Source organism: Salinarchaeum laminariae, assembly GCF_023204835.1.
Lineage (GTDB): Archaea > Halobacteriota > Halobacteria > Halobacteriales > Salinarchaeaceae > Salinarchaeum > Salinarchaeum laminariae.
On record NZ_CP096270.1, the window covers coordinates 842,558 to 860,523 of the forward strand.

Genomic DNA, 17,966 nt, shown 5'->3' on the forward strand with positions numbered 1-17,966 from the left:
GGACTCGGCAGCAACGCTTTCGCGATGGAACGGCGCCACGCGCGATTCCCCTTCTTCGAAAGCGCCCGGGAGGCCGTCCAGGCCGCGGACGTCGAGATCGGGGCGCTGGTCGGTGGCGCCGACGACGCAGCGGAAGCCGACGAGATGGTAGTCTCGCGTGCACGCGAACGCGTCGAGACTGCACTGTCAGAGGGACACGTCGGGACCGGTAACGCAGGGAACGAGACGGGGATGCACCGCTCGACCAGGATCGAGCTGCTCTCCTACCCGATCGCGCGAATACTGGTCTCCCTGCTCGAGGAGCCGATGGCAATCGACGCCTACGCACGGGCCGAGGCCGCGACGGCGCGCCAGCGGCTACAAACGGATCTGCCCGAGCCCGGCGCGAGCGACGGCATGGAGAGCGGAATCGGCGTCGAGGAGCCCGAGTTCGACGTCCGCGAGCTTCTCGGGGAGTTCGGCCTCGCCGAGGACGTCGACGGACGCGATCCGTTCGCCGTCGACGTCGCCGTCTATCTCGAACTCTCGCGAGATCTCGGCGGCGAACAGTGGGCGCTCGTGAATCGATCGCTGTCGGCGGGTCGGGTTCCCGTCGATCGTGCCGAGCTCTACGATCTGCTCGAACGCGCCGTCGCGGATCGCGTCGCCGACGGGCTGCCGCTATCGGTACCAGACCAGATCGCCGTAGAGCTCGACGAGCCACGGGAGACGATCGAAAGTATGCTCGCCGACGCGGAGATCCCGCTATCTTTCGACCGGGTCGAACCCGCGCAGTTCCCGCCATGTGTAACTGCACTGCTGGAGCGTGCTCGCGACGGCGAGTCGTTACCTGCCCACTCCCAGTACTCGCTCGTCGGCTTCCTCGGCGCAGCGGGGATGGACGCCAGAGCGATCGTGGAGCTCGCCGACGGCGAACTCGACCGCGAGTCGGTCGATTTCCAGCTCGCACACGTGCGTGACGATCAGGGGCTGGAGTACGCGCCGCCGTCGTGTGCGTCGATGGACGTCTACGGGGACTGCGTGAACAAGGACGAGCGCTGCGACACGATCAACCACCCGCTGTCGTACTACGAGGTCGCGCTGGCAGACGCTGCGGAGGATTGAACGGACGGAGTGTCGACGACCGAACCAGGTCGGAACGAATTACGCGCTACTCGAGTCCGATCCGTCGCCGTTTTCGGCTTCGACGATGGTGACGGTGTGGGTCAGGACGAGGCCGGCAACTGCCATGAGGACGATGAAAGCGACGATGGCGTAGACGACCATCTCGCCACCGGTGGATGTGAGTACCTGGTGGCCGTTCGCCGCCTCGTTGGTGTAGTTCAGACCGATGACGTAGAGTAACGCCACCATGATACCGACGCCAGTGAGGGAGACGCCGATCTCGATGAGACGTTCGCGCGCGATCATACAGATAGATCGGCGAGGACTCGGCAAAAGAGTGTCGGAGAGCACGTCACAGTAGATTTACCCCGATCGAGGCGGTGAGGAGGCCACCGTTTCAGGTCGACGAACGAATGGCCGATTAACACTGTGCGAAGTCACACCCCTACGTTTCGGGTGGAAAATCAAAAGGCCGTAGCGGGGTGAATCGCGTTTTACGTCGGTAATGAAATTGAGGTATCAAACTGACGTGGGTCGAAATCGACCGTTCGGTGTCGCCACTGGAAGTCGGGGTCACATCGGGGCAACAGAGGACGTGGACGGTCCAAGAGCGGCGGTCAGCCACTGGGCAGGCCGACCAGCCTGTCACTCACTGCTGGGGAGCGGTTAGATCACGGAACTCCTCACGAACTTTCTCGACTTTTGGAAGCACCTGGGCAGCGCAGTATGGTTTGTCGGGATTCTTCTCGAAGTAGTCCTGGTGGTACTCCTCGGCGACGTAGAACTCGCCGACAGGCTCGATCTCCGTAACGATCGGGCCGTCGTACACCTCAGCGGATTCGAGCTCGTCGACGAACGCCTCCACAGTTTCACGCTGCGCGTCGTCGTGGTAGTACACCGCCGATCGGTACTGCGAGCCGACGTCTGGCCCCTGCCGATCCTCCGTCGTCGGATCGTGGATGCTGAAGAACACCTCGAGGAGGTCGGCGTAGGCGACGACGTCGGGGTCGAACTCCACGCGAACCGCCTCTGCGTGGCCGGTCGTCTCGCGACAGACCTCTTCGTAGGTCGGATCCGACTCGTGACCACCAGTGTAGCCCGACGTGGTCGACTGTACGCCGTCGAGCTCCTCGAGCGCGGCGTCGATACACCAGAAACAGCCTCCGGCGAACGTCGCTCGTTCGATCATACCTCCTCTACGAGCCGAATCCGGTTAAGCCCACGGCGGTCGGGTGCTCCGGTCCACAGTTCGCGGGTTGTCCGGTCGGACGGTTGAGCGGTGGTGGCGGAGTGACGAGCCGTCGTTCGGAGGGGCACCCCTCCGTTTCACCTGGAACGATCGCCGTCTGTGGACGGATTTGGTGCCGCTCAGCCTGAAGCTGCTAGATTTCCTAACAACAATACCGCGCAGCTCCACCTATATACGCTACTATAGTGGATTACGGATATGGTTTTTGAGTATAGGTGATAAAGATTGCCCTATGTATATGGCAGTAGCCCTCCCCTGGCGTTTCCACGTTCCAGTTGAAACCAAGGGGTGGCCCCTTCGACCTCGGCTTCTACGACTGGTGATTGCCGGCTTCTCGAGCTGCGCCGATCGTCCCGCTCGTCGATTTGTGCTGTCAAGCGCGAAAACGAGGTGCGGTCAGTGATCTTCGACGTCCGTTGAAGGAAGCGTTTAAGTCGCTGGTCTACCTCGGGTTCCGCTGCACCGACTACGTGCTGTCGTATGAACGCAGATGGACGAATTCGGGGGTGTAGCGGGGTTAGCGGCAGTCCGCGAACGCCTTCGCCGTATATTCCAGACGAAACGAGGGGGTCGATCCCAGCGTGAGTGGCGACCCCGACGCTGACTCCGAGTTCGAATCCAGCGACGACGATGCAGACGGTGAGTCACCGGCGGACACCGACACTCGCGAAGAAGCACCGCCAGAGTCGGATTCGGCCTTCGAGTTCGACGTCGCACAGAGCGTCCTCGGCGATCATCGAGAGAACGGTGAGGTCGGCAGTTCTGACGACTCTCCCTCGAGCGGCGAGGGGGGAGTCGGCGCCGACGCTGCGACAGACGTCGATACTGCGTCCCTCGAAGCAGGCGCAGGCGTCGATTCGATGACCGACACCGATCTTAGCACCGACGCCGACGGTAAACTCGACCTCGACGACGCGGCGACGTCCGACGACGAGGGGCTGTTCGACGATCTCCTCGCCGGCGATCCGATCTTCGTCAGCAAGGAAGTCCTCCGTCCGTCCTACACGCCCCGTGAGCTTCCCCATCGCAACGAGCAGATCAACAAGATGGCGACGATCCTCGTCTCGGCACTCCGTGGGGACACGCCATCGAACATTCTCATCTACGGGAAGACCGGGACCGGCAAGACGGCGAGTGCGAAGTACGTCAGCCAGGAGCTCGAGCGTACCTCCCAGAAGTACGAGGTTCCCTGTGACGTCGAGTACATCAACTGCGAGGTGACCGACACGCAGTACCGCGTACTCGCGCAGCTCGCCAACCAGTTCAACGATCAGAACCGCGAAGCGATCGCCGAGGAGATCGCCGACCTCGAGGCGCTTCGCGAGCGCGCGGAAGCAGATCCGTCCGTCTTGCAGTCGAACGCCTTCGAAGCTCGAGCAGCTGGAGATCCGGCAGATTCTGGTGACGAGTCGTCTGCCACTCGTCCCGAGGGCGCCGACGCCGAGGATGCCCCCGCTGCCACCGATCTCGGCGTGTCGTCGATCGACGAGATCGAGGAGCGCATCGAGCAGCTCGAGGCCGATCGAGACGAGATCGAGGAAGTCCCCATGACCGGGTGGCCGACGGATCGCGTCTACAACGTCTTCTTCGACGCAGTCGACTATCGCGAGCGCGTGGTCGTCATCATGCTCGACGAGATCGACAAGCTCGTCGAGAAGTCCGGGGACGACACGCTCTACAATCTCTCGCGGATGAACTCCGATCTCGAGAACTCCCGCGTCTCCATCATCGGCATCTCGAACGACCTGAAGTTCACCGACCTTCTGGATCCCCGCGTCAGATCTTCTCTCGGCGAGGAAGAGATCGTCTTCCCGCCCTACGACGCGACGCAGCTCCAGGACATCCTCGAGCACCGCTCCGAGGAAGCGTTCGAGCCGAACGCGCTCTCCGAGGACGTCATCCCGCTCTGTGCGGCCTTCGCGGCGCAGGAACACGGGGACGCTCGCCGTGCGCTCGACCTTCTCCGAACCTCGGGCGAGCTCGCCGAACGCGATCAGGTCGAGGAGATCCAGGGCGATCACGTTCGCAAGGCCCAGGAGAAGATCGAGCTCGACCGCGTCGTCGAGGTCGTCCGCACGCTGCCGATGCAGTCCAAGCTCGTCCTCTACGCCATCATCCTCCTCGAAAAACGCGGCGTCGCCGCGATCAACACCGGCGAGGTCTACAACGTCTACGACCAGCTTTGCGAGGAAATCGACGCCGATCCCCTGACACAGCGCCGGGTCACCGACCTCATCTCCGAGCTCGACATGCTCGGCATCGTGAACGCCGTCGTCGTCTCGAAGGGTCGATACGGCCGAACCAAGGAGATCAATCTCTCCGTTCCTCGCGAAGAGACCGAGGCCGTCCTCACCTCCGATTCGCGGCTGGGCGAGATCGAGGACGCCCAGCCCTACGTGCAGTCTCGGTTCGACGGCTAGGGACTGATCGTAGGATTGTGGAGGCAGCTGGGAGTGTTGCATACTCGACCACTGAGTAGCAGTCGCTGCCCGTGGAGTGACACGGACAGGAACCGCTTGGAAGCCCCCGACTGCTCGACGATCCTGACTCGCTGCGGTCCTCGGCTCGCATTCGCTCGACTGCGGTCCTTGCGTCGCCAGCTATCGCCGAGCGGTCGGCCCCTTCCAGTCCCACCCAGAGGATTGTGGCCAGGTCTTCGCCCCGGTGGATCGTCCAGCGGGCTGTAGCCGGCGGTCGGCCCCTTTCGAAGCGGTCTGCTGTGCAGTCTCGTCAAATTCAGATTGTAATGTTCAGCAGTCGAGTCTGTCACGGGATCCAGTTCGACGACCCATCGACGCGCGTAAGTCCCCCGACTCCCAACCGCTCATTCGCGTGCGAGGGTAGCCAAGCCCGGAAACGGCGGCGGACTCAAGATCCGCTCCCGAAGGGGTCCGAGGGTTCAAATCCCTTCCCTCGCATGTCCGAGCGCGTTGCGCTCGCATGCGCCCGCCCGGTGGGATCGACTCCCATCGGCGGGAGGCAAGACGGAGCGTCTTGCCCTCGCATTTGGCTTTCACATTCACGAGCGGCGGCACTACCGATCGCTCGGTCCGCATTTGTCTCGTTGACGCACGGGACCGGAACGCTGAAGCGCCACGCTTCCGGGTGATGGGCCATGGACGACGTCTTCGACCGGCTCGACCCGGAAAGGGCCTGGGCGGCCGTGGTCGCCACCCTCGCACTCGCCGGGACGATCGGCTCCCTCCTCTTTCCGAAGCAGGTCTACGACCAGTTCATCTGGAAGTATTACTGGGGTCCCGTCGCCGCGGACGGGAACGGCGCGTCGTGTGCGGTTCGCGAGGACGGACAGGTCGACTATCTCTCTGCGGGCTGTGATACCGCGTCGGGCGTGGTCGCCGAACCCGGCTACACCGTCGTCTCGACGGTGAGCTACGCGGTGTTGCTGGTTCTTCTGCTCGCGGGCGTCTACTTCCTCGTCGAGCGCCTCGAGATCGAGGCCAAGGTCGAGGCCCTCTACCCCCTCTTCCCGTGGGTGCTTTTCGGTGGCGCGCTCCGGACCGTCGAGGACGCGAGCGTCGCGATGCTCCGCGCGACTGGCGATCCCGCGATCCCCTTTCCGTGGAGCGCCGCGATCATTAGCCCGTTCATCTACGTGACAGTGTTCCTGCTGGCGGTCGCGGCGATCGTCGCGAGCGTCTGGCTCGAACGGGATGGGCGCGTCGAGCGCTGGGAACGCCCCTTCGGTGCGACGGGGGTCGCGCTATTCACGGCGACGATCGCCGCACTGAGCTATCTCGCGGTGACCACAGACCCCGTCGAGTTCAACCCCCTCGTGCTTGTGGTCGTCCTCGCGATCGCGACCGCTGCGACGGCGATCGCGTGGGTCGGCACCGAGCGCTACTGGCCGGAGGTCAACGTCGGTACAGGCATCGTCGGCACCCTGATCATCTGGGGTCACTCCGTGGACGGCATCGCCAACGTGATCAGCCTCGACTGGGCCGAGGAGTTCGATCTCGCTCACGTCTACAGCCCGAAACACGTCGTCAACTCCGGAATTCAGGACGTCACACGATCGATCCAGCCCGCGTGGCTCACCGATGCGATCGGCGTCACGTGGCCATTCTTCCCCGTGAAGGTGGTCGCCGCGGTCGTCGTCCTCTGGCTGTTCAACGACGAAATCATCGAGGAGAGCCCGCGCTACTCTGTGTTGATGCTACTCGCGGTGCTCGCGGTCGGACTCGGTCCGGGAACCCGGGACGTGCTCCGTGCGGCGTTCGGCGTCTGAGTCGGACGACCGTCAAACGCGAACTGTCGATCGTCGCGCGAGCGCGCTACGTTCGTTTTCGTTTGCCGACCCGATCGAGCGTCTGCTCGGGGACGTACCGGTCGCCGCACTGGGGGCATTCCGCGACGGGGAGGGATCCCTCGCCGGGGACGCCGAGGGACTCCGCCGCAACCGTTCGTTCGGTGAGGGCGCTGCCACAGGTCGCACAGCCGAGGTCGAACTCGGTGGTCATCGGTACCACCTCGGTAGTGCTCGCCGCTGTGTGCTACTCACTCCCATACAAGTCATTGATACGCACGCCGCGAGCATAAACATATTCGAAGCGACCTGATGGGATCGACGACAGCCGAACCGAAGCGGCGGGAGAGCTGTCGCGGCCGCGTCGCTCGTCGGTGCGTAGAGTCCGTCGAGAATAGTCCCGCCTGGATTCGAACCAGGGTCGCGAGCCCCAGAAGCTCGCAGGATTGGCCACTACCCCACGGGACTGTGCGATTGATCGTAGTCTACCGTATCTTGTAAGGGTTGCGCGTTGGCCGTCGGCGTGTGACCGCTTCACATCCGGGCCAGGGTGACGCGTCGGCGATTACTGTGCCGACAACGTCCGAATAGCGCCAGACGAACCAGATACCCCGTTTCATGAACTCGAATCCACAGTTCCCCCGGACACCACACACCTAGAGCCTCCATTCTTGTTCCATACCGGCAAGGCAGAGAGTGTGCGACGACGAACATTCATCACGACCGCAACGGCAACGATTGCAACCGCGAGCATCGCCGGCTGTTCTGGCATTCTCGGCGACGACGGCGGCGGCGGTAGCTCCGGCCCCGAGGGCGCGGTTGAGGCGTACGTCGATGCTTACGACGGGACCGATCCCTCCGCCGTCGAGGCGGCACTGCACTCCGAGTCCCCCGAGACCGGGCAGATTCCGACAGAAAAGGAGCTCGAGACGATCGGCATGAGTCTGCAGTCCTCGGAGGTCATCGAGGGCCCCGAGGACGGGGAGGCCCTCGTCGAGGCCAAGACGAAGGTCACGTTCGTGGTGAATGACGAGGAGCAAACCGAGACGACCACGGGCACCATCGAAGTCCGACAGGAAGACGGCGAGTGGAAGTATTACGGCGAACCGTAACGACGCACAGCGCCAATCGAAGCGGTTCGTCCGACGCGGTGACGTCTGTACTGGGTAGCCGTCGCGGCCACTACTTTTCCCCCTCGCTACGGAGAGCGATCTCCACGTTCACAGAGCGATAGCGCACCGTCCTGCGACCCCGTGCCTCCTCCTCGAGAAGCAGGGCCGCTCCGCTGGGGTCGACCGCCCAGGTAAGCACGTGTTTCTCAGGGAGATGATCGCCTCGCGTAGCCCCTGCACGCGGTCGCTCGAAGAATCGGGACGGTGGGCCTCGTGTGTGCTGGCATCGCCGACCGACCGTCCATCGCTCGCCGGTCATCGGTCGTCTCCGTACCCAGGCGGCCGGCCCTGGTAACCTCGGCTGATCCGCCGCCGTCGCCCGGTACACGCTGTATAACAATCACTGCACAAGCGGTTTGATCGTGATGGCTGGTGCGACGCGGAGTTCGGCCAGCCACTCGGTTCCCCGCTCCCCAGGGTTCCGGACCGCCGCCGTCCGACCCCCCGGCGGCGGTCTTTACCCGCCGATCGCGGGCCTGTGACTCCGCGCACCAACATCTATGCACACGTTCACAGAGACGGACGAAGGAAAGCGGGTCGTCAACGCATCGGGTGACAAGATCGGTGTCGTCAGCGGCGTTCGTAACGACACCGTCTACGTCGACGCCGACCCCAGTATCAGCGACCGAATCCGCGCGCGACTCGGCTGGGAATCCGTCGACGAAGACGACTACGTGCTCGAACAATCGAAGATAGACACCGTCACCGACGACGAGATCAGACTCAAACGCGATACGTAGCTCGCGCCGTCGGCCCCCTGACGCTCGTCGGTGCAAGCCGACGCGTACCGACCGTGCCGATCGAACCCCACGTTCGACGGTCCGGATCGGGTTCCATTCCACACCCTCCTCTTCGTGCGATGCCGAGCAGCATTTTCGGTGGGCCGCGGCCACCCGATAGAACTCCGAGGAGTTTCTAGACGGTGCTCAGTCTATCTGCTACCGAGTCCACGTGATCGACGCCAAGTACGGCAACGACTGCCCCCGATTGGGCGAGCGTCGCCAGCCGATCTGCCATGTGCGCCTCCCGGAGCTCGTCTCTCGTCGCGACGGACCGATCCCGGCCGAAGGCCGCTGCGACCGATCGCGCGAGGCGCACCTGCTTACGCTCGTCCCGCGCCTGTACGGACGGTGGATCCTCGGCCGTGACGGCGTGCTCCCGCGGCGCCGAGAGTTCCGGTTCTCGCCCCGTCACGGCGCCCAGGACCGCCCCAGCACGGCAGGCAACGGCGTGGCCCGACGCACGGACGAAGCGGCCGATTGCGGTCCGCGTCGTCTCGATCGGTGGCCGTTCCGCGAGGAGGTGGCGGCCGAGTCGTCCCGCGAACCCCGGCGTCGGCCCGTCGATCCCCGCCGTTCGGGCTGCGTCGCTCGCCTGGATGGCGGCGCTCATCTCGCCACCGGTGCTCGGTGGCGAGATCGTATCGGCCGCGTAGCGCTCGAAGAGCGGCACTGCCAGCGGCGGTAGCTCGAGTGCGAGCGTCTCGTGCCCGCTGTCGGCGACGACGCGCTGAACGCGAGCGACGCTCGCCGGATGATCGTGGACGACGCCGACGAGCGTGACCGCCCCGTACTCGGCGTCAGCACGGCCATCGGTTCCCGTTTCCCGTAGCTCGGTGGGCTCGATAGCGCGAACGTACTCCGTGGAGTGAGCCGGATCGCTCCCTGCTCCCTCGGTCTCCTCGTCGCTCGAATTCGTGGTGTCGCCAGCCATCGGTTCCTCGTAATCGCTCCCTACGAGTAGGTAGGGACGGTGTCACTTGAGGCTTCACGCTATACCTATTCACCACCGACGGATGGCCTCGTTCGCGCCCATCGATCACGGTATGGCGCGGTTACGGCGACTCCGCTGGTCGTTTCTGCCATACAGCACGCAATACTCGCCGGCGCAGTCGTCGATTGGCAATTTCGCGCCGTGCTTCCGGCGGGCCTCGGTCTCTGCGTCGGTGATGCCCTCGACGTGGACTCGCGCATCGTTGACGGCCGCCGTGTGAGCAGCTGTACACCATCGAGGGATCAAGCAGTATCCACTCGCTCCATCGGCGCACTCAAGGCGGCGGCACCCACACGCCAACGCATGACCACGCTGCGCGTCGCTGGCGGTCGCGTCCTCCGTCCCGACATGACGATCGAGACGGCCGACGTCCTGGTCGATGCCGAGGCCGGCGAGATCCTCGCCGTCGACGAGCCGGCCGCGATCGACGATGACCCGGACCTGCCCAACGTCGAGAACGCCGATCGAACGCTCGACGCCGAGGGTGACCTCGTCGTTCCCGGTCTGATCAACGCCCATACGCACGTCGCGATGACGCTCCTGCGCGGGCTCGCAGACGACAAACCACTCGACGCCTGGCTGCAGGAGGACATCTGGCCTGTCGAAGCCGAACTCACGCCGGAGGACGTCCGGGCCGGCGCCGATCTCGGCATCCTCGAGATGATTCGATCCGGTACGACTACCTTCTCGGACATGTACTTCCACGTCGACCGGATTGCCGAGGCCGTCGACGACGCGGGGATTCGCGCGGTCCTCGGCCACACGGCGATCACCGTCGGAAAGGACGAGAACGCTGCCGCCGCCGACGTTCGTGACAGCATCGACGTCGCCGCCGAACTCGACGGCGCCGCGGATGGCCGCATTTCGACGACGCTCCAGCCCCACAGCCTCACCACCGTCAGCGAGGACGCACTCGATACCTTTGCGGAATCCGCCGAAAATTCTGCCAAGCTACTCCATTTCCACGCTAACGAGACCACCGACGAGGTCGACCCGATCGTCGAAGAGCAGGATGAACGCCCGCTCGCGTACGCCGACGAGCTCGGACTGCTCCGGTCGGACGCCGCGCTCGCTCACTGCGTCCACGTCGACGAGTCGGAGCTCGATCTGCTCGCAGAGCGTGGCACCGGCGTCGTCCACTGTCCGGCCTCGAACATGAAGCTCGCCAGCGGCATGGCGCCGGTCCAGGCGATGCTCGACCGCGACATTCCGGTCGCGATCGGCACCGACGGCGCTGCCTCGAACAACGATCTCGACGTCTTCGACGAGCTCCGAGACGCAGCCATGATCGGCAAGCTCGCAGCGGACGACGCGGCCGCTGTCCCCGCAGAGGACGCCGTTCGCATGGCGACCGCCGGCGGTGCAGACGTGCTCGGAATCGACGCCGGCCGGATCGAGCCGGGCGCCGCCGCGGATCTCGCCGTGATCGATCTCGACGCTGCCCACCTCACGCCCGAACACGATTTGGTGAGCCACCTCGCCTACGCGGCGCGGGGCAGCGACGTCCGCCACACGGTCTGTGACGGGCAGGTGCTGATGGCCGATCGCGAGGTGACGACGCTGGAGGAGGCCGCCGTTCGCGAGCGGGCTGCCGAGCACGCAGCTGCGCTCGTCGAACGGGCTGGCGCCGACTGAGGCGGTACAGGACCGAACGCTGGATCTGGCTGCCGCACTCTGGCGGTGACCAGCGGATCTGGCACCATCCCGCCATCGCTACCGTTTAGGGGCCAGTACCCGTCGCCTCGATCATGACAGCCTATCCGCCGATTCGCGAGCAGCTCGCTGAATCGGCTTCGGCCGACGATCCCGCACCGACCGACGCGATCGAGTCCGGCGACCGAAAGCTCGAGTGGGCGCGCCAGCACATGCCGATTCTCGCCGCGCTGCGCGAGGAGGTTCGCGAGAATCAGCCGTTCGCGGGCCACACGATCGGGATGGCGATGCACGTCGAGGCGTCGACGGGCGTCCTCGTCGAGCTGCTCGCGGAAGGCGGTGCCGAGGTCGCAGTCACGGGCTGCAACCCGCTCTCGACCCACGACGACGTCTCCGCGGCGCTCGATGCAATCGACGGCATCACCAGCTACGCTCGCCGCGGCGTCGACGACGAGGAGTACTACGCGGCGATCGAGTCCGTCCTCGCCCACGAGCCGACGATCACCGTCGACGACGGGATGGACATGGTCGCTGCGGTGCACGAAGATTACCCCGAACTGATCGAGACGATCGTCGGCGGCGCCGAGGAGACCACCACGGGCGTCCACCGCCTCCGCGCGATGGCCGACGACGGCGCGCTCGACTACCCCGTTTTCGCCGTCAACGACACGCCGATGAAGCGCCTCTTCGACAACGTCCACGGCACCGGCGAGTCCTCCCTGGCCAACATCGCCATGACGACGAACCTCTCCTTCGCCGGCAAGACCGTCGTCGTCGCCGGCTACGGCTACTGCGGCAAGGGGATCGCCGCGAAGGCCGCCGGCCAGAACGCCGACGTGGTCGTCACCGAGGTCGAGCCACGCCGCGCACTGGAGGCTCACATGGAGGGCTACGACGTGATGCCGATGGCCGAGGCCGCCGCAGCAGGCGACGTCTTCGTCACGGCGACGGGCAACCGCGACGTGATCACGGAGGAGGCCTTCGCCAACATGGAGGACGGCGTCGTCCTCGCCAACGCCGGCCACTTCGACGTCGAGATCAATCTCGAGCGCCTCGAGGAGCTGGCCGCAGAGACCTACGAGGCACGCGACGGCGTGCAGGCCTACGAGATGGACGACGGTCGCCGGATCAACGTCCTCGCGGAGGGCCGGCTCGTGAACCTCGCCTCGCCGAACGCGCAGGGCCACCCGATCGAGGTCATGGACCAGAGCTTCGGCATCCAGGCCGTCGTGGTCCGAGAGCTCATCGAGAACGGCGACGCGTACGGCGCCGGCGTCCACGACGTCCCCGACGAACTGGACAAAGAGGTCGCCGAGATTAAGCTCGCCGCGGAGGGCGTGGAGCTGGACGCGATCTCCGACGCGCAGGCTGAGTACATGGGCAGCTGGGATCACGGGACGTAGATTCTGGCTCCGGATCGATCGCTGGGATTTTTCGAACGACGACTTGGACAGCGAACAGCTTGGAAGCCCCCGACTGCTCCGGTCCCTCCCGGGGTTCCCGGGTAGGTCTGAGCGCGATAGATCCCCGGCTGCTCTAGCCGGTGGCCGACCCCACGCACGTAGCTTCGCACGGAGTCCACGGAGCTACGCTCCTCGGAATCCATCACAGGGCGGGACTGGAAGGGGCCGTTGACGGACTACGTCCGTCTGCTCGGGAGACCTCCGGTCTCCCGATGACCGCTCGACGAAGGACGACGAAGCAAGCACCGCAGGCGGGCGGCTCTGCCGCCCGCCAAGGAGCGCGGCGAGTCGCCCGAGCCGAGCGGGAGGTGGCTTCCTGGCGGTTCCCGTCTGTCTCCCCAGATCACTTGCATTCACTCCGAACGAGTCCAAAACAACTACGTGGCCGTTCGACGACTCGTAGGCCGTGATCTCGTTCGGCCAGAAGCTCGTCGCGTTCGCCGTCGTGATCGGGCTGAACCTCCTCTTTTTCTCCCTCAGCCTCGCGTACGGCGCTGGATTCCTCCTGCTGATTGCGATCCTCTTTGCCGTCTCCTCGGGTGCGTTCGTCCTTCGGCTGCGTGCAGTCTGACTGTTCACTCTCACCGTTTTCGTCTTCCACGGCCGCGACGAGGAGTGGGCGGATTTCGTCGAGACGGCGGAATCATCGCCGATGGCGCGATCCCCGTGCCCGAGGAACCAGGGCTCGGTGTAACCCTGAATCTGGATGCCGTCGAGGCGCACATGGCCGAGGGCGAGACGCTGCTGAATCCAGCGTAGGTCACCGGGCGCCGGCTCTGTGGCCCGAGGCGTTATTCACGTTCGTCCCATTCTTCCGGTATGTCCACGGACGCCCTTCCCGCCGCAGCCGGTATCGGTCGCGTCCACCTCCGCGTCGCCGACCTCGACGAAGCCGTTGCGTTCTATCAGGACGTGATTGGTCTCGATCGGCTCGACCCGGACACCGTCGAAGCGTCGACGCCGGCGCCCGACGGCGCCGAACTCCAGCGCGCCGTGTTCGGCGTCGCCAGCGATCCCCTCCTCGTCCTCGACGCTGCGCCCGACGCCCCAAACCGCAGCCCCGCGGAGGCCGGTCTCTACCACCTCGCGATCCGGGTGCCCGATCGCGCGACGCTCGGCGCCGCAATTGCCCGCCTGCGCGAGCGAGATCTGATCGACGGCGCCGCCGACCACGGCGTCAGCGAGGCGATCTACTGCCGCGATCCTGCTGGCAACGGACTCGAACTCTACGTCGACCGACCCCGGGCGGAGTGGCCGATGGCGGGCGATCGCGTCGAGATGGGTACCGATCCGCTGGATCTCGATGCCCTGGTCGCACTGGCCGACGACGGCGAGAGCTCAGATCGCTCCGGGGCGCTTCCCGCTGGCACCACGATCGGCCACGTTCACCTCGAGGTCACCGACCTCGACGCCACGGACGAGTTTTACGCCGACCTGCTGGGGATGGGTCCCCGCCAGCGGATGGGCGATCAGGCGCTGTTCCTCGCAGCCGGCGAGTATCACCATCACGTCGGCGCGAACACCTGGCGACGCCGCTCTGCGCCCATCGAGAACGACTCGCTCGGGCTGGAATCCTTCGAGGTGGTCCTGCCGGACGACGACGCACTCGACGCCGCTGCGGCCCGGTTCGAAGACGCAGGGATCACCGTCGAGCGACCGGCCGACGGAGTAGCCGCCGTGTTCGATCCCGACGGAATCGCGGTCAGGCTGCGGGTCGACGGTGCGATCGCGGCGCCGACCGGAGAATGAGCGTTTCGCTGACGGCCTGCGAAACGCCACTGCCCATGAGCCGCGCTGTCGCGGGTCTCAGCCCGATCAGCGCTGAACCTCCACGTCGCTGACGTCGACGCCAAACCCGTCCGCCAGTCGCTGGCGGACGACCTCGTCGGGGGGTTCACCCTCGCGGACGCGCCGCTCCTCGTCGACGACGCGGATTTCCGCTCGCACGTCGACGGAGAGGTCGTTCAGGCCGGGTTTCAACCCCGAGACGTCGACGGGTTCGACCACCTCGACGCCCTCGACGCGGGCGAGCTGCGTTTCGGCGCCGTCGGCGACCGTACCGCTGGCGTCGCGGGCTACTCTGACCGTGCAGTCGACCGTCGCGTCGACCGCGGACTGGCGTGTTGCCATAGGCCCCCGGCGCGAGTCGAACGCGCACCGCTGGACTCACTCCGTTCGTCCAGCGAGGATCGCGATCCCGTCGGGATCGCTCACCGCCACCAGACTCGCTTCGCTCGTCTGCGGGTCCATAAGATCGGAGGCGAGGTGTCGCCATCGCTGCCGACGGCAGGTGATCCAGACGAACCGCCGGCTCGCGAGTGGCGAGGAACGCATCGGCAGGAGTGACCGGCCGGCGAGTGGACTACAGGGCTCGGCGGCTGGTCGAATCCGACGCGAAGAAATCGTCAGCGCTCGCCCGCAACGGGGCGACCGTGGGTCCCGTCACGCCGCGGGTGTGACGGCCAACGCGACGAGATTGCGGGACCATTTCGAGGTGTGCCAGGACACCGGGGCAAGATTCCCCGACAGTGCGGGTAGGAACCCGCCGGCAATTCCGGCGGCAACCCCGATCTTCGCGACTGCCCCAGCATACCCGCCGGCAAAATGCGGCGCACCTGCGGCTGCCATCGCAGCGTGCAGGTCTCGGCGGGTCTGGGGTGCGGTCGTCATGTGGGACACCTCGGGCGCCGGGGGCGCCCAGGTTACCTGCAACTGATACCGGTCGAATAGTAAAGGTTGTGATAGGATGGGATGCGTTCACATGGGGGTGTGGTCCCTGGCCGTTCGCGGGCTCCAGCGCCGTTCGCGCTTCGGTGGCCGCGTCACCGGCCCTGCGTGTGATCGTACGTCTCTCCTGCGGCGATCAGGAACGCCGTCATCGCAGTGACGACTGCGACGGCAGCGATCGCGACGGCACCGATCTGAAAGACCTCGTCGTCGAGTTGCTGGGCTGCCCCGAACAGAAAGACCGCCGTTACGCCTGCGATGAGCAGTACGAGGCGGGCCAGCCGACCGACGTCGAACGAGGAGTCGGTCATCGGATCACCACCCTCATCGCTGCCCCCGCTTTCTGAGTGCCTCGATGATGCCCTCGTACTCTCCGCCGCCGTACGCGTTGCCAAGCGAGTGAATCGACTGGCAGATCCAGACGCCGGCGGTGAAGTTCACGAAAGCGACGAACGAGACGAGCGCGACGGTTCCGTCGAGGACGAACGCCGATACGACTGCGCCACTGAACGTCACCGCCATGATCGCGTGGGTGACCAGCGATCGCGTGCCAAAGTCGGCGAGCGACCGGAGCCCGTCGGATGCCATACGGCCTAGTAGCGGCGGGGACGGCAATTGTTAGGCGGCGCGAACTGTACGACCGTGGCTGTCAGACCCGCCGTCGACGCCGCCAGTGATGTCGTTGGCGAGGCCGCTGTCGACGGGGCCGCCCCGGAGTCCCCACCCGACGAACCAGGCGCCGGTGACGATCCCGAGAGCGGCGAACAGCACGCTGTCGATCGAGTTCGGTTCGGTCAGCACCGTCCAGATTGGATCTGCCGCGATCACGAGCCCACAGATCACCAGCGAAGCGTGGAACAGCTCGAAGCGCGGTGCCGGAGGGAGTTGAGCGGGTCGACCACCGAATGCGTGGTGAGTCGTGCGGGCTGTAAACGTGGCGCTGGGATCGGGAGAACCAGCTTTATCACCTAGTAATACAACCTAGTGATTCATGCCCCAAACCCAGATTCAGCGAGCCCGCGACGGCGAGATTACGCCGGCGATGGAGCGAATCGCCGACCGCGAGAACCACGAGGCGGAGTTCGTCCGCGAACAGGTCGCGACGGGCCAGGCCGTCATCCCAGCGAACCACGGCCACGACTCGCTCGATCCGATGATCATCGGTCGGGAGTTTTCCACGAAGGTCAACGCCAACATCGGCAACTCGGAGACGACCAGCGACCTCCAGGGCGAGCTCCGGAAGCTCCATACGGCGGTCCACTACGGCGCGGACACGGTGATGGATCTCTCGACGGGCTCGAACCTCGACGAGATCCGCGAGACCAACGTCGACTACTCCCCCGTCCCCGTCGGCACGGTCCCGATCTACGAGGCTGTGAAGGAGGCCGGCAGCCCCGAAGAGATGACCCACGAGATCCTCCTCGACGTGATCGAGAAACACGCCGAGCAGGGTGTGGACTACATGACGATCCACGCGGGCGTCCTGATGGAACACCTCCCGCTGACGGACGGCCGAACCACGGGGATCGTCTCGCGTGGCGGCTCGATTCTCGCCCAGTGGATCGAGGAAAATCAGATGCAGAACCCCCTCTACGCGAAGTTCGAGGAGATCTGTGAGATCTTCGCCGAGCACGACGTGACCTTCTCACTCGGTGACGGCCTGCGTCCGGGGAGCCTCGCCGATGCCAGCGACGAGGCACAGTTCGCGGAGCTCGAGACCCTCGGCGAGCTGACCCGCACCGCCTGGGACCACGGCTGCCAGGTGATGGTCGAGGGGCCCGGCCACGTGCCGATGGACGAGATCGCACACAACGTCGAGAAACAACAGGAGCTCTGTGACGGCGCTCCCTTCTACGTCCTCGGCCCGCTCGTGACAGACGTCGCACCGGGCTACGACCACATCACCTCCTGTATCGGCGCGACCGAGGCCGGACGAGCCGGGGCGGCGATGCTCTGTTACGTCACCCCGAAGGAGCACCTCGGACTGCCCGACGAGGACGACGTTCGCGAGGGGCTGGCGGCCTACCGGATCGCCGCTCACGCCGCCGACGTCGCGAACGGACTCCCCGGTGCGCGGGACTGGGACGACGCCCTCTCGGAAGCCCGCTACGAGTTCGACTGGCGCCGGCAGTTCGATCTCGCGCTCGACCCCCAGCGCGCACAGGACTCCCACGACCAGACGCTGCCCGGTGACAACTACAAGGAGGCCAGATTCTGCTCGATGTGCGGCGTCGAGTTCTGTTCGATGCGGATCGATCAGGACGCCCGCGACGTCGCCGACGGCGAGATGGACGCGATCGACACCCGGACGGATCTCGACGCCTCGGCGGCCGCGGACGTGAACCTCCCGCCCACCGGCTCCCACGACACCGGCGCGGTGCCGGATCTCCCCGATTTCGTCGACGAGGCTGCCGTTCACGGCGGTGCAGACCACGAGGACGCGGAGAATCCCGCCGACGACTGAACGCACTCTGTCACTCGATCACCACTCGACATCCGCTGCCGACGGCTTTTCACTGTCCGCTGCCGATCGGCCCTCCACACTTCGCTGCCGATTCGGC

The 17,966-nt window shown here is 65.6% G+C and carries 20 protein-coding genes and 2 tRNA genes; 12 read left to right on the forward strand and 10 right to left on the reverse strand.

All coding sequences use genetic code 11. The features are described 5' to 3' along the window. Window positions 1–24 precede the first annotated feature (24 nt). A complete protein-coding gene (locus tag MXF70_RS03925) occupies window positions 25–1,104 on the forward strand; it encodes a DNA primase large subunit PriL (protein ID WP_248517638.1) in 1,080 nt (359 codons plus the stop codon). A gap of 39 nt (window positions 1,105–1,143) precedes the next feature. On the opposite strand, the gene MXF70_RS03930 is transcribed toward MXF70_RS03925, so the two are convergent. Further along, window positions 1,144–1,410, reverse strand: a complete 267-nt coding sequence (locus MXF70_RS03930; protein ID WP_248517639.1) for a DUF7472 family protein — start codon at window positions 1,408–1,410, stop codon at window positions 1,144–1,146. Window positions 1,411–1,753: 343 nt separating this feature from the next. Continuing rightward, on the reverse strand, window positions 1,754–2,290 hold the full coding sequence (msrA, locus tag MXF70_RS03935) for a peptide-methionine (S)-S-oxide reductase MsrA (protein WP_248518358.1): 537 nt from the start codon (window positions 2,288–2,290) through the stop codon (window positions 1,754–1,756). Between the two features lie 644 nt (window positions 2,291–2,934). Between msrA and MXF70_RS03940 the strand changes: the two genes are divergently transcribed. From MXF70_RS03940 to MXF70_RS03950, 3 genes are all read left to right on the forward strand, one after another. Beyond that, entirely contained in the window at window positions 2,935–4,773 is a 1,839-nt protein-coding gene (locus MXF70_RS03940) for a Cdc6/Cdc18 family protein (protein WP_375140828.1), read from the forward strand. 414 nt (window positions 4,774–5,187) lie between these two features. Further along, window positions 5,188–5,271, forward strand: a tRNA-Leu gene (locus MXF70_RS03945). A gap of 197 nt (window positions 5,272–5,468) precedes the next feature. Further along, complete coding sequence (locus MXF70_RS03950; protein ID WP_248517641.1) at window positions 5,469–6,599, forward strand: DUF63 family protein; 1,131 nt, start codon at window positions 5,469–5,471, stop codon at window positions 6,597–6,599. 46 nt (window positions 6,600–6,645) lie between these two features. Here MXF70_RS03950 and MXF70_RS03955 read toward each other — a convergent pair whose 3' ends face one another. Then, window positions 6,646–6,831, reverse strand: coding sequence for a DUF7479 domain-containing protein (locus MXF70_RS03955; RefSeq protein WP_248517643.1), 186 nt, complete (start codon window positions 6,829–6,831; stop codon window positions 6,646–6,648). 181 nt (window positions 6,832–7,012) lie between these two features. Then, window positions 7,013–7,085 (reverse strand) — tRNA-Gln (locus MXF70_RS03960). Window positions 7,086–7,315: 230 nt separating this feature from the next. On the opposite strand from MXF70_RS03960, the gene MXF70_RS03965 reads away from it, so the two are divergent. Further along, on the forward strand, window positions 7,316–7,729 hold the full coding sequence (locus MXF70_RS03965) for a hypothetical protein (protein ID WP_248517645.1): 414 nt from the start codon (window positions 7,316–7,318) through the stop codon (window positions 7,727–7,729). A 560-nt stretch (window positions 7,730–8,289) separates the two neighbouring features. Beyond that, complete coding sequence (locus tag MXF70_RS03970) at window positions 8,290–8,529, forward strand: DUF8593 domain-containing protein (RefSeq protein ID WP_248517647.1); 240 nt, start codon at window positions 8,290–8,292, stop codon at window positions 8,527–8,529. Window positions 8,530–8,704: 175 nt separating this feature from the next. Here MXF70_RS03970 and MXF70_RS03975 read toward each other — a convergent pair whose 3' ends face one another. Then, entirely contained in the window at window positions 8,705–9,502 is a 798-nt protein-coding gene (locus tag MXF70_RS03975) for a hypothetical protein (protein ID WP_248517649.1), read from the reverse strand. 363 nt (window positions 9,503–9,865) lie between these two features. Between MXF70_RS03975 and MXF70_RS03980 the strand changes: the two genes are divergently transcribed. The 5 genes from MXF70_RS03980 to MXF70_RS04000 all read left to right on the forward strand — a co-directional run bounded on the left by MXF70_RS03980 (window position 9,866) and on the right by MXF70_RS04000 (window position 14,427). Further along, window positions 9,866–11,197 (forward strand): amidohydrolase, encoded by a 1,332-nt coding sequence (locus MXF70_RS03980; RefSeq protein ID WP_248517651.1) that lies wholly within the window; start codon window positions 9,866–9,868, stop codon window positions 11,195–11,197. A 113-nt stretch (window positions 11,198–11,310) separates the two neighbouring features. Continuing rightward, on the forward strand, window positions 11,311–12,618 hold the full coding sequence (locus MXF70_RS03985; RefSeq protein ID WP_248517653.1) for an adenosylhomocysteinase: 1,308 nt from the start codon (window positions 11,311–11,313) through the stop codon (window positions 12,616–12,618). 466 nt (window positions 12,619–13,084) lie between these two features. Beyond that, entirely contained in the window at window positions 13,085–13,249 is a 165-nt protein-coding gene (locus tag MXF70_RS03990; protein WP_248517655.1) for a hypothetical protein, read from the forward strand. A 44-nt stretch (window positions 13,250–13,293) separates the two neighbouring features. Continuing rightward, window positions 13,294–13,437, forward strand: coding sequence for a hypothetical protein (locus tag MXF70_RS03995; RefSeq protein ID WP_248517657.1), 144 nt, complete (start codon window positions 13,294–13,296; stop codon window positions 13,435–13,437). A 60-nt stretch (window positions 13,438–13,497) separates the two neighbouring features. Further along, window positions 13,498–14,427, forward strand: coding sequence for a VOC family protein (locus tag MXF70_RS04000; protein WP_248517659.1), 930 nt, complete (start codon window positions 13,498–13,500; stop codon window positions 14,425–14,427). 66 nt (window positions 14,428–14,493) lie between these two features. Here the strand turns inward: MXF70_RS04000 and MXF70_RS04005 are convergent, their stop codons facing one another. The 5 genes from MXF70_RS04005 to MXF70_RS04020 form a co-directional block, all read right to left on the reverse strand. Continuing rightward, window positions 14,494–14,808 (reverse strand): hypothetical protein, encoded by a 315-nt coding sequence (locus MXF70_RS04005; protein ID WP_248517661.1) that lies wholly within the window; start codon window positions 14,806–14,808, stop codon window positions 14,494–14,496. Between the two features lie 36 nt (window positions 14,809–14,844). Continuing rightward, complete coding sequence (locus tag MXF70_RS04010) at window positions 14,845–15,012, reverse strand: hypothetical protein (RefSeq protein ID WP_248517663.1); 168 nt, start codon at window positions 15,010–15,012, stop codon at window positions 14,845–14,847. A 488-nt stretch (window positions 15,013–15,500) separates the two neighbouring features. Continuing rightward, a complete protein-coding gene (locus MXF70_RS15210) occupies window positions 15,501–15,716 on the reverse strand; it encodes a hypothetical protein (protein ID WP_259370394.1) in 216 nt (71 codons plus the stop codon). A gap of 13 nt (window positions 15,717–15,729) precedes the next feature. After that, complete coding sequence (locus tag MXF70_RS15215) at window positions 15,730–15,993, reverse strand: hypothetical protein (RefSeq protein ID WP_259370395.1); 264 nt, start codon at window positions 15,991–15,993, stop codon at window positions 15,730–15,732. Between the two features lie 30 nt (window positions 15,994–16,023). After that, the gene (locus MXF70_RS04020; RefSeq protein WP_248517665.1) at window positions 16,024–16,233 is read right to left on the reverse strand and encodes a hypothetical protein; all 210 of its coding nucleotides are present in this window, start codon (window positions 16,231–16,233) and stop codon (window positions 16,024–16,026) included. 163 nt (window positions 16,234–16,396) lie between these two features. On the opposite strand from MXF70_RS04020, the gene thiC reads away from it, so the two are divergent. Next, entirely contained in the window at window positions 16,397–17,869 is a 1,473-nt protein-coding gene (gene thiC / locus MXF70_RS04025) for a phosphomethylpyrimidine synthase ThiC (protein ID WP_248517667.1), read from the forward strand. Window positions 17,870–17,966: the final 97 nt, after the last annotated feature.

Coding starts and splice junctions, on each gene's coding strand:
- MXF70_RS04005 (WP_248517661.1), bottom strand. CDS start 14,808: ATGGCAACACGCCAGTCCGCGGTCGACGCGACGGTCGACTGCACGGTC.
- MXF70_RS03985 (WP_248517653.1), top strand. CDS start 11,311: ATGACAGCCTATCCGCCGATTCGCGAGCAGCTCGCTGAATCGGCTTCG.
- MXF70_RS03955 (WP_248517643.1), bottom strand. CDS start 6,831: ATGACCACCGAGTTCGACCTCGGCTGTGCGACCTGTGGCAGCGCCCTC.
- MXF70_RS03930 (WP_248517639.1), bottom strand. CDS start 1,410: ATGATCGCGCGCGAACGTCTCATCGAGATCGGCGTCTCCCTCACTGGC.
- MXF70_RS04010 (WP_248517663.1), bottom strand. CDS start 15,012: ATGCGTTCCTCGCCACTCGCGAGCCGGCGGTTCGTCTGGATCACCTGC.
- MXF70_RS15210 (WP_259370394.1), bottom strand. CDS start 15,716: ATGACCGACTCCTCGTTCGACGTCGGTCGGCTGGCCCGCCTCGTACTG.
- MXF70_RS03980 (WP_248517651.1), top strand. CDS start 9,866: ATGACCACGCTGCGCGTCGCTGGCGGTCGCGTCCTCCGTCCCGACATG.
- thiC (WP_248517667.1), top strand. CDS start 16,397: ATGCCCCAAACCCAGATTCAGCGAGCCCGCGACGGCGAGATTACGCCG.
- MXF70_RS03975 (WP_248517649.1), bottom strand. CDS start 9,502: ATGGCTGGCGACACCACGAATTCGAGCGACGAGGAGACCGAGGGAGCA.
- MXF70_RS03970 (WP_248517647.1), top strand. CDS start 8,290: ATGCACACGTTCACAGAGACGGACGAAGGAAAGCGGGTCGTCAACGCA.
- MXF70_RS04000 (WP_248517659.1), top strand. CDS start 13,498: ATGTCCACGGACGCCCTTCCCGCCGCAGCCGGTATCGGTCGCGTCCAC.
- MXF70_RS03950 (WP_248517641.1), top strand. CDS start 5,469: ATGGACGACGTCTTCGACCGGCTCGACCCGGAAAGGGCCTGGGCGGCC.
- MXF70_RS15215 (WP_259370395.1), bottom strand. CDS start 15,993: ATGGCATCCGACGGGCTCCGGTCGCTCGCCGACTTTGGCACGCGATCG.
- MXF70_RS03925 (WP_248517638.1), top strand. CDS start 25: ATGGAACGGCGCCACGCGCGATTCCCCTTCTTCGAAAGCGCCCGGGAG.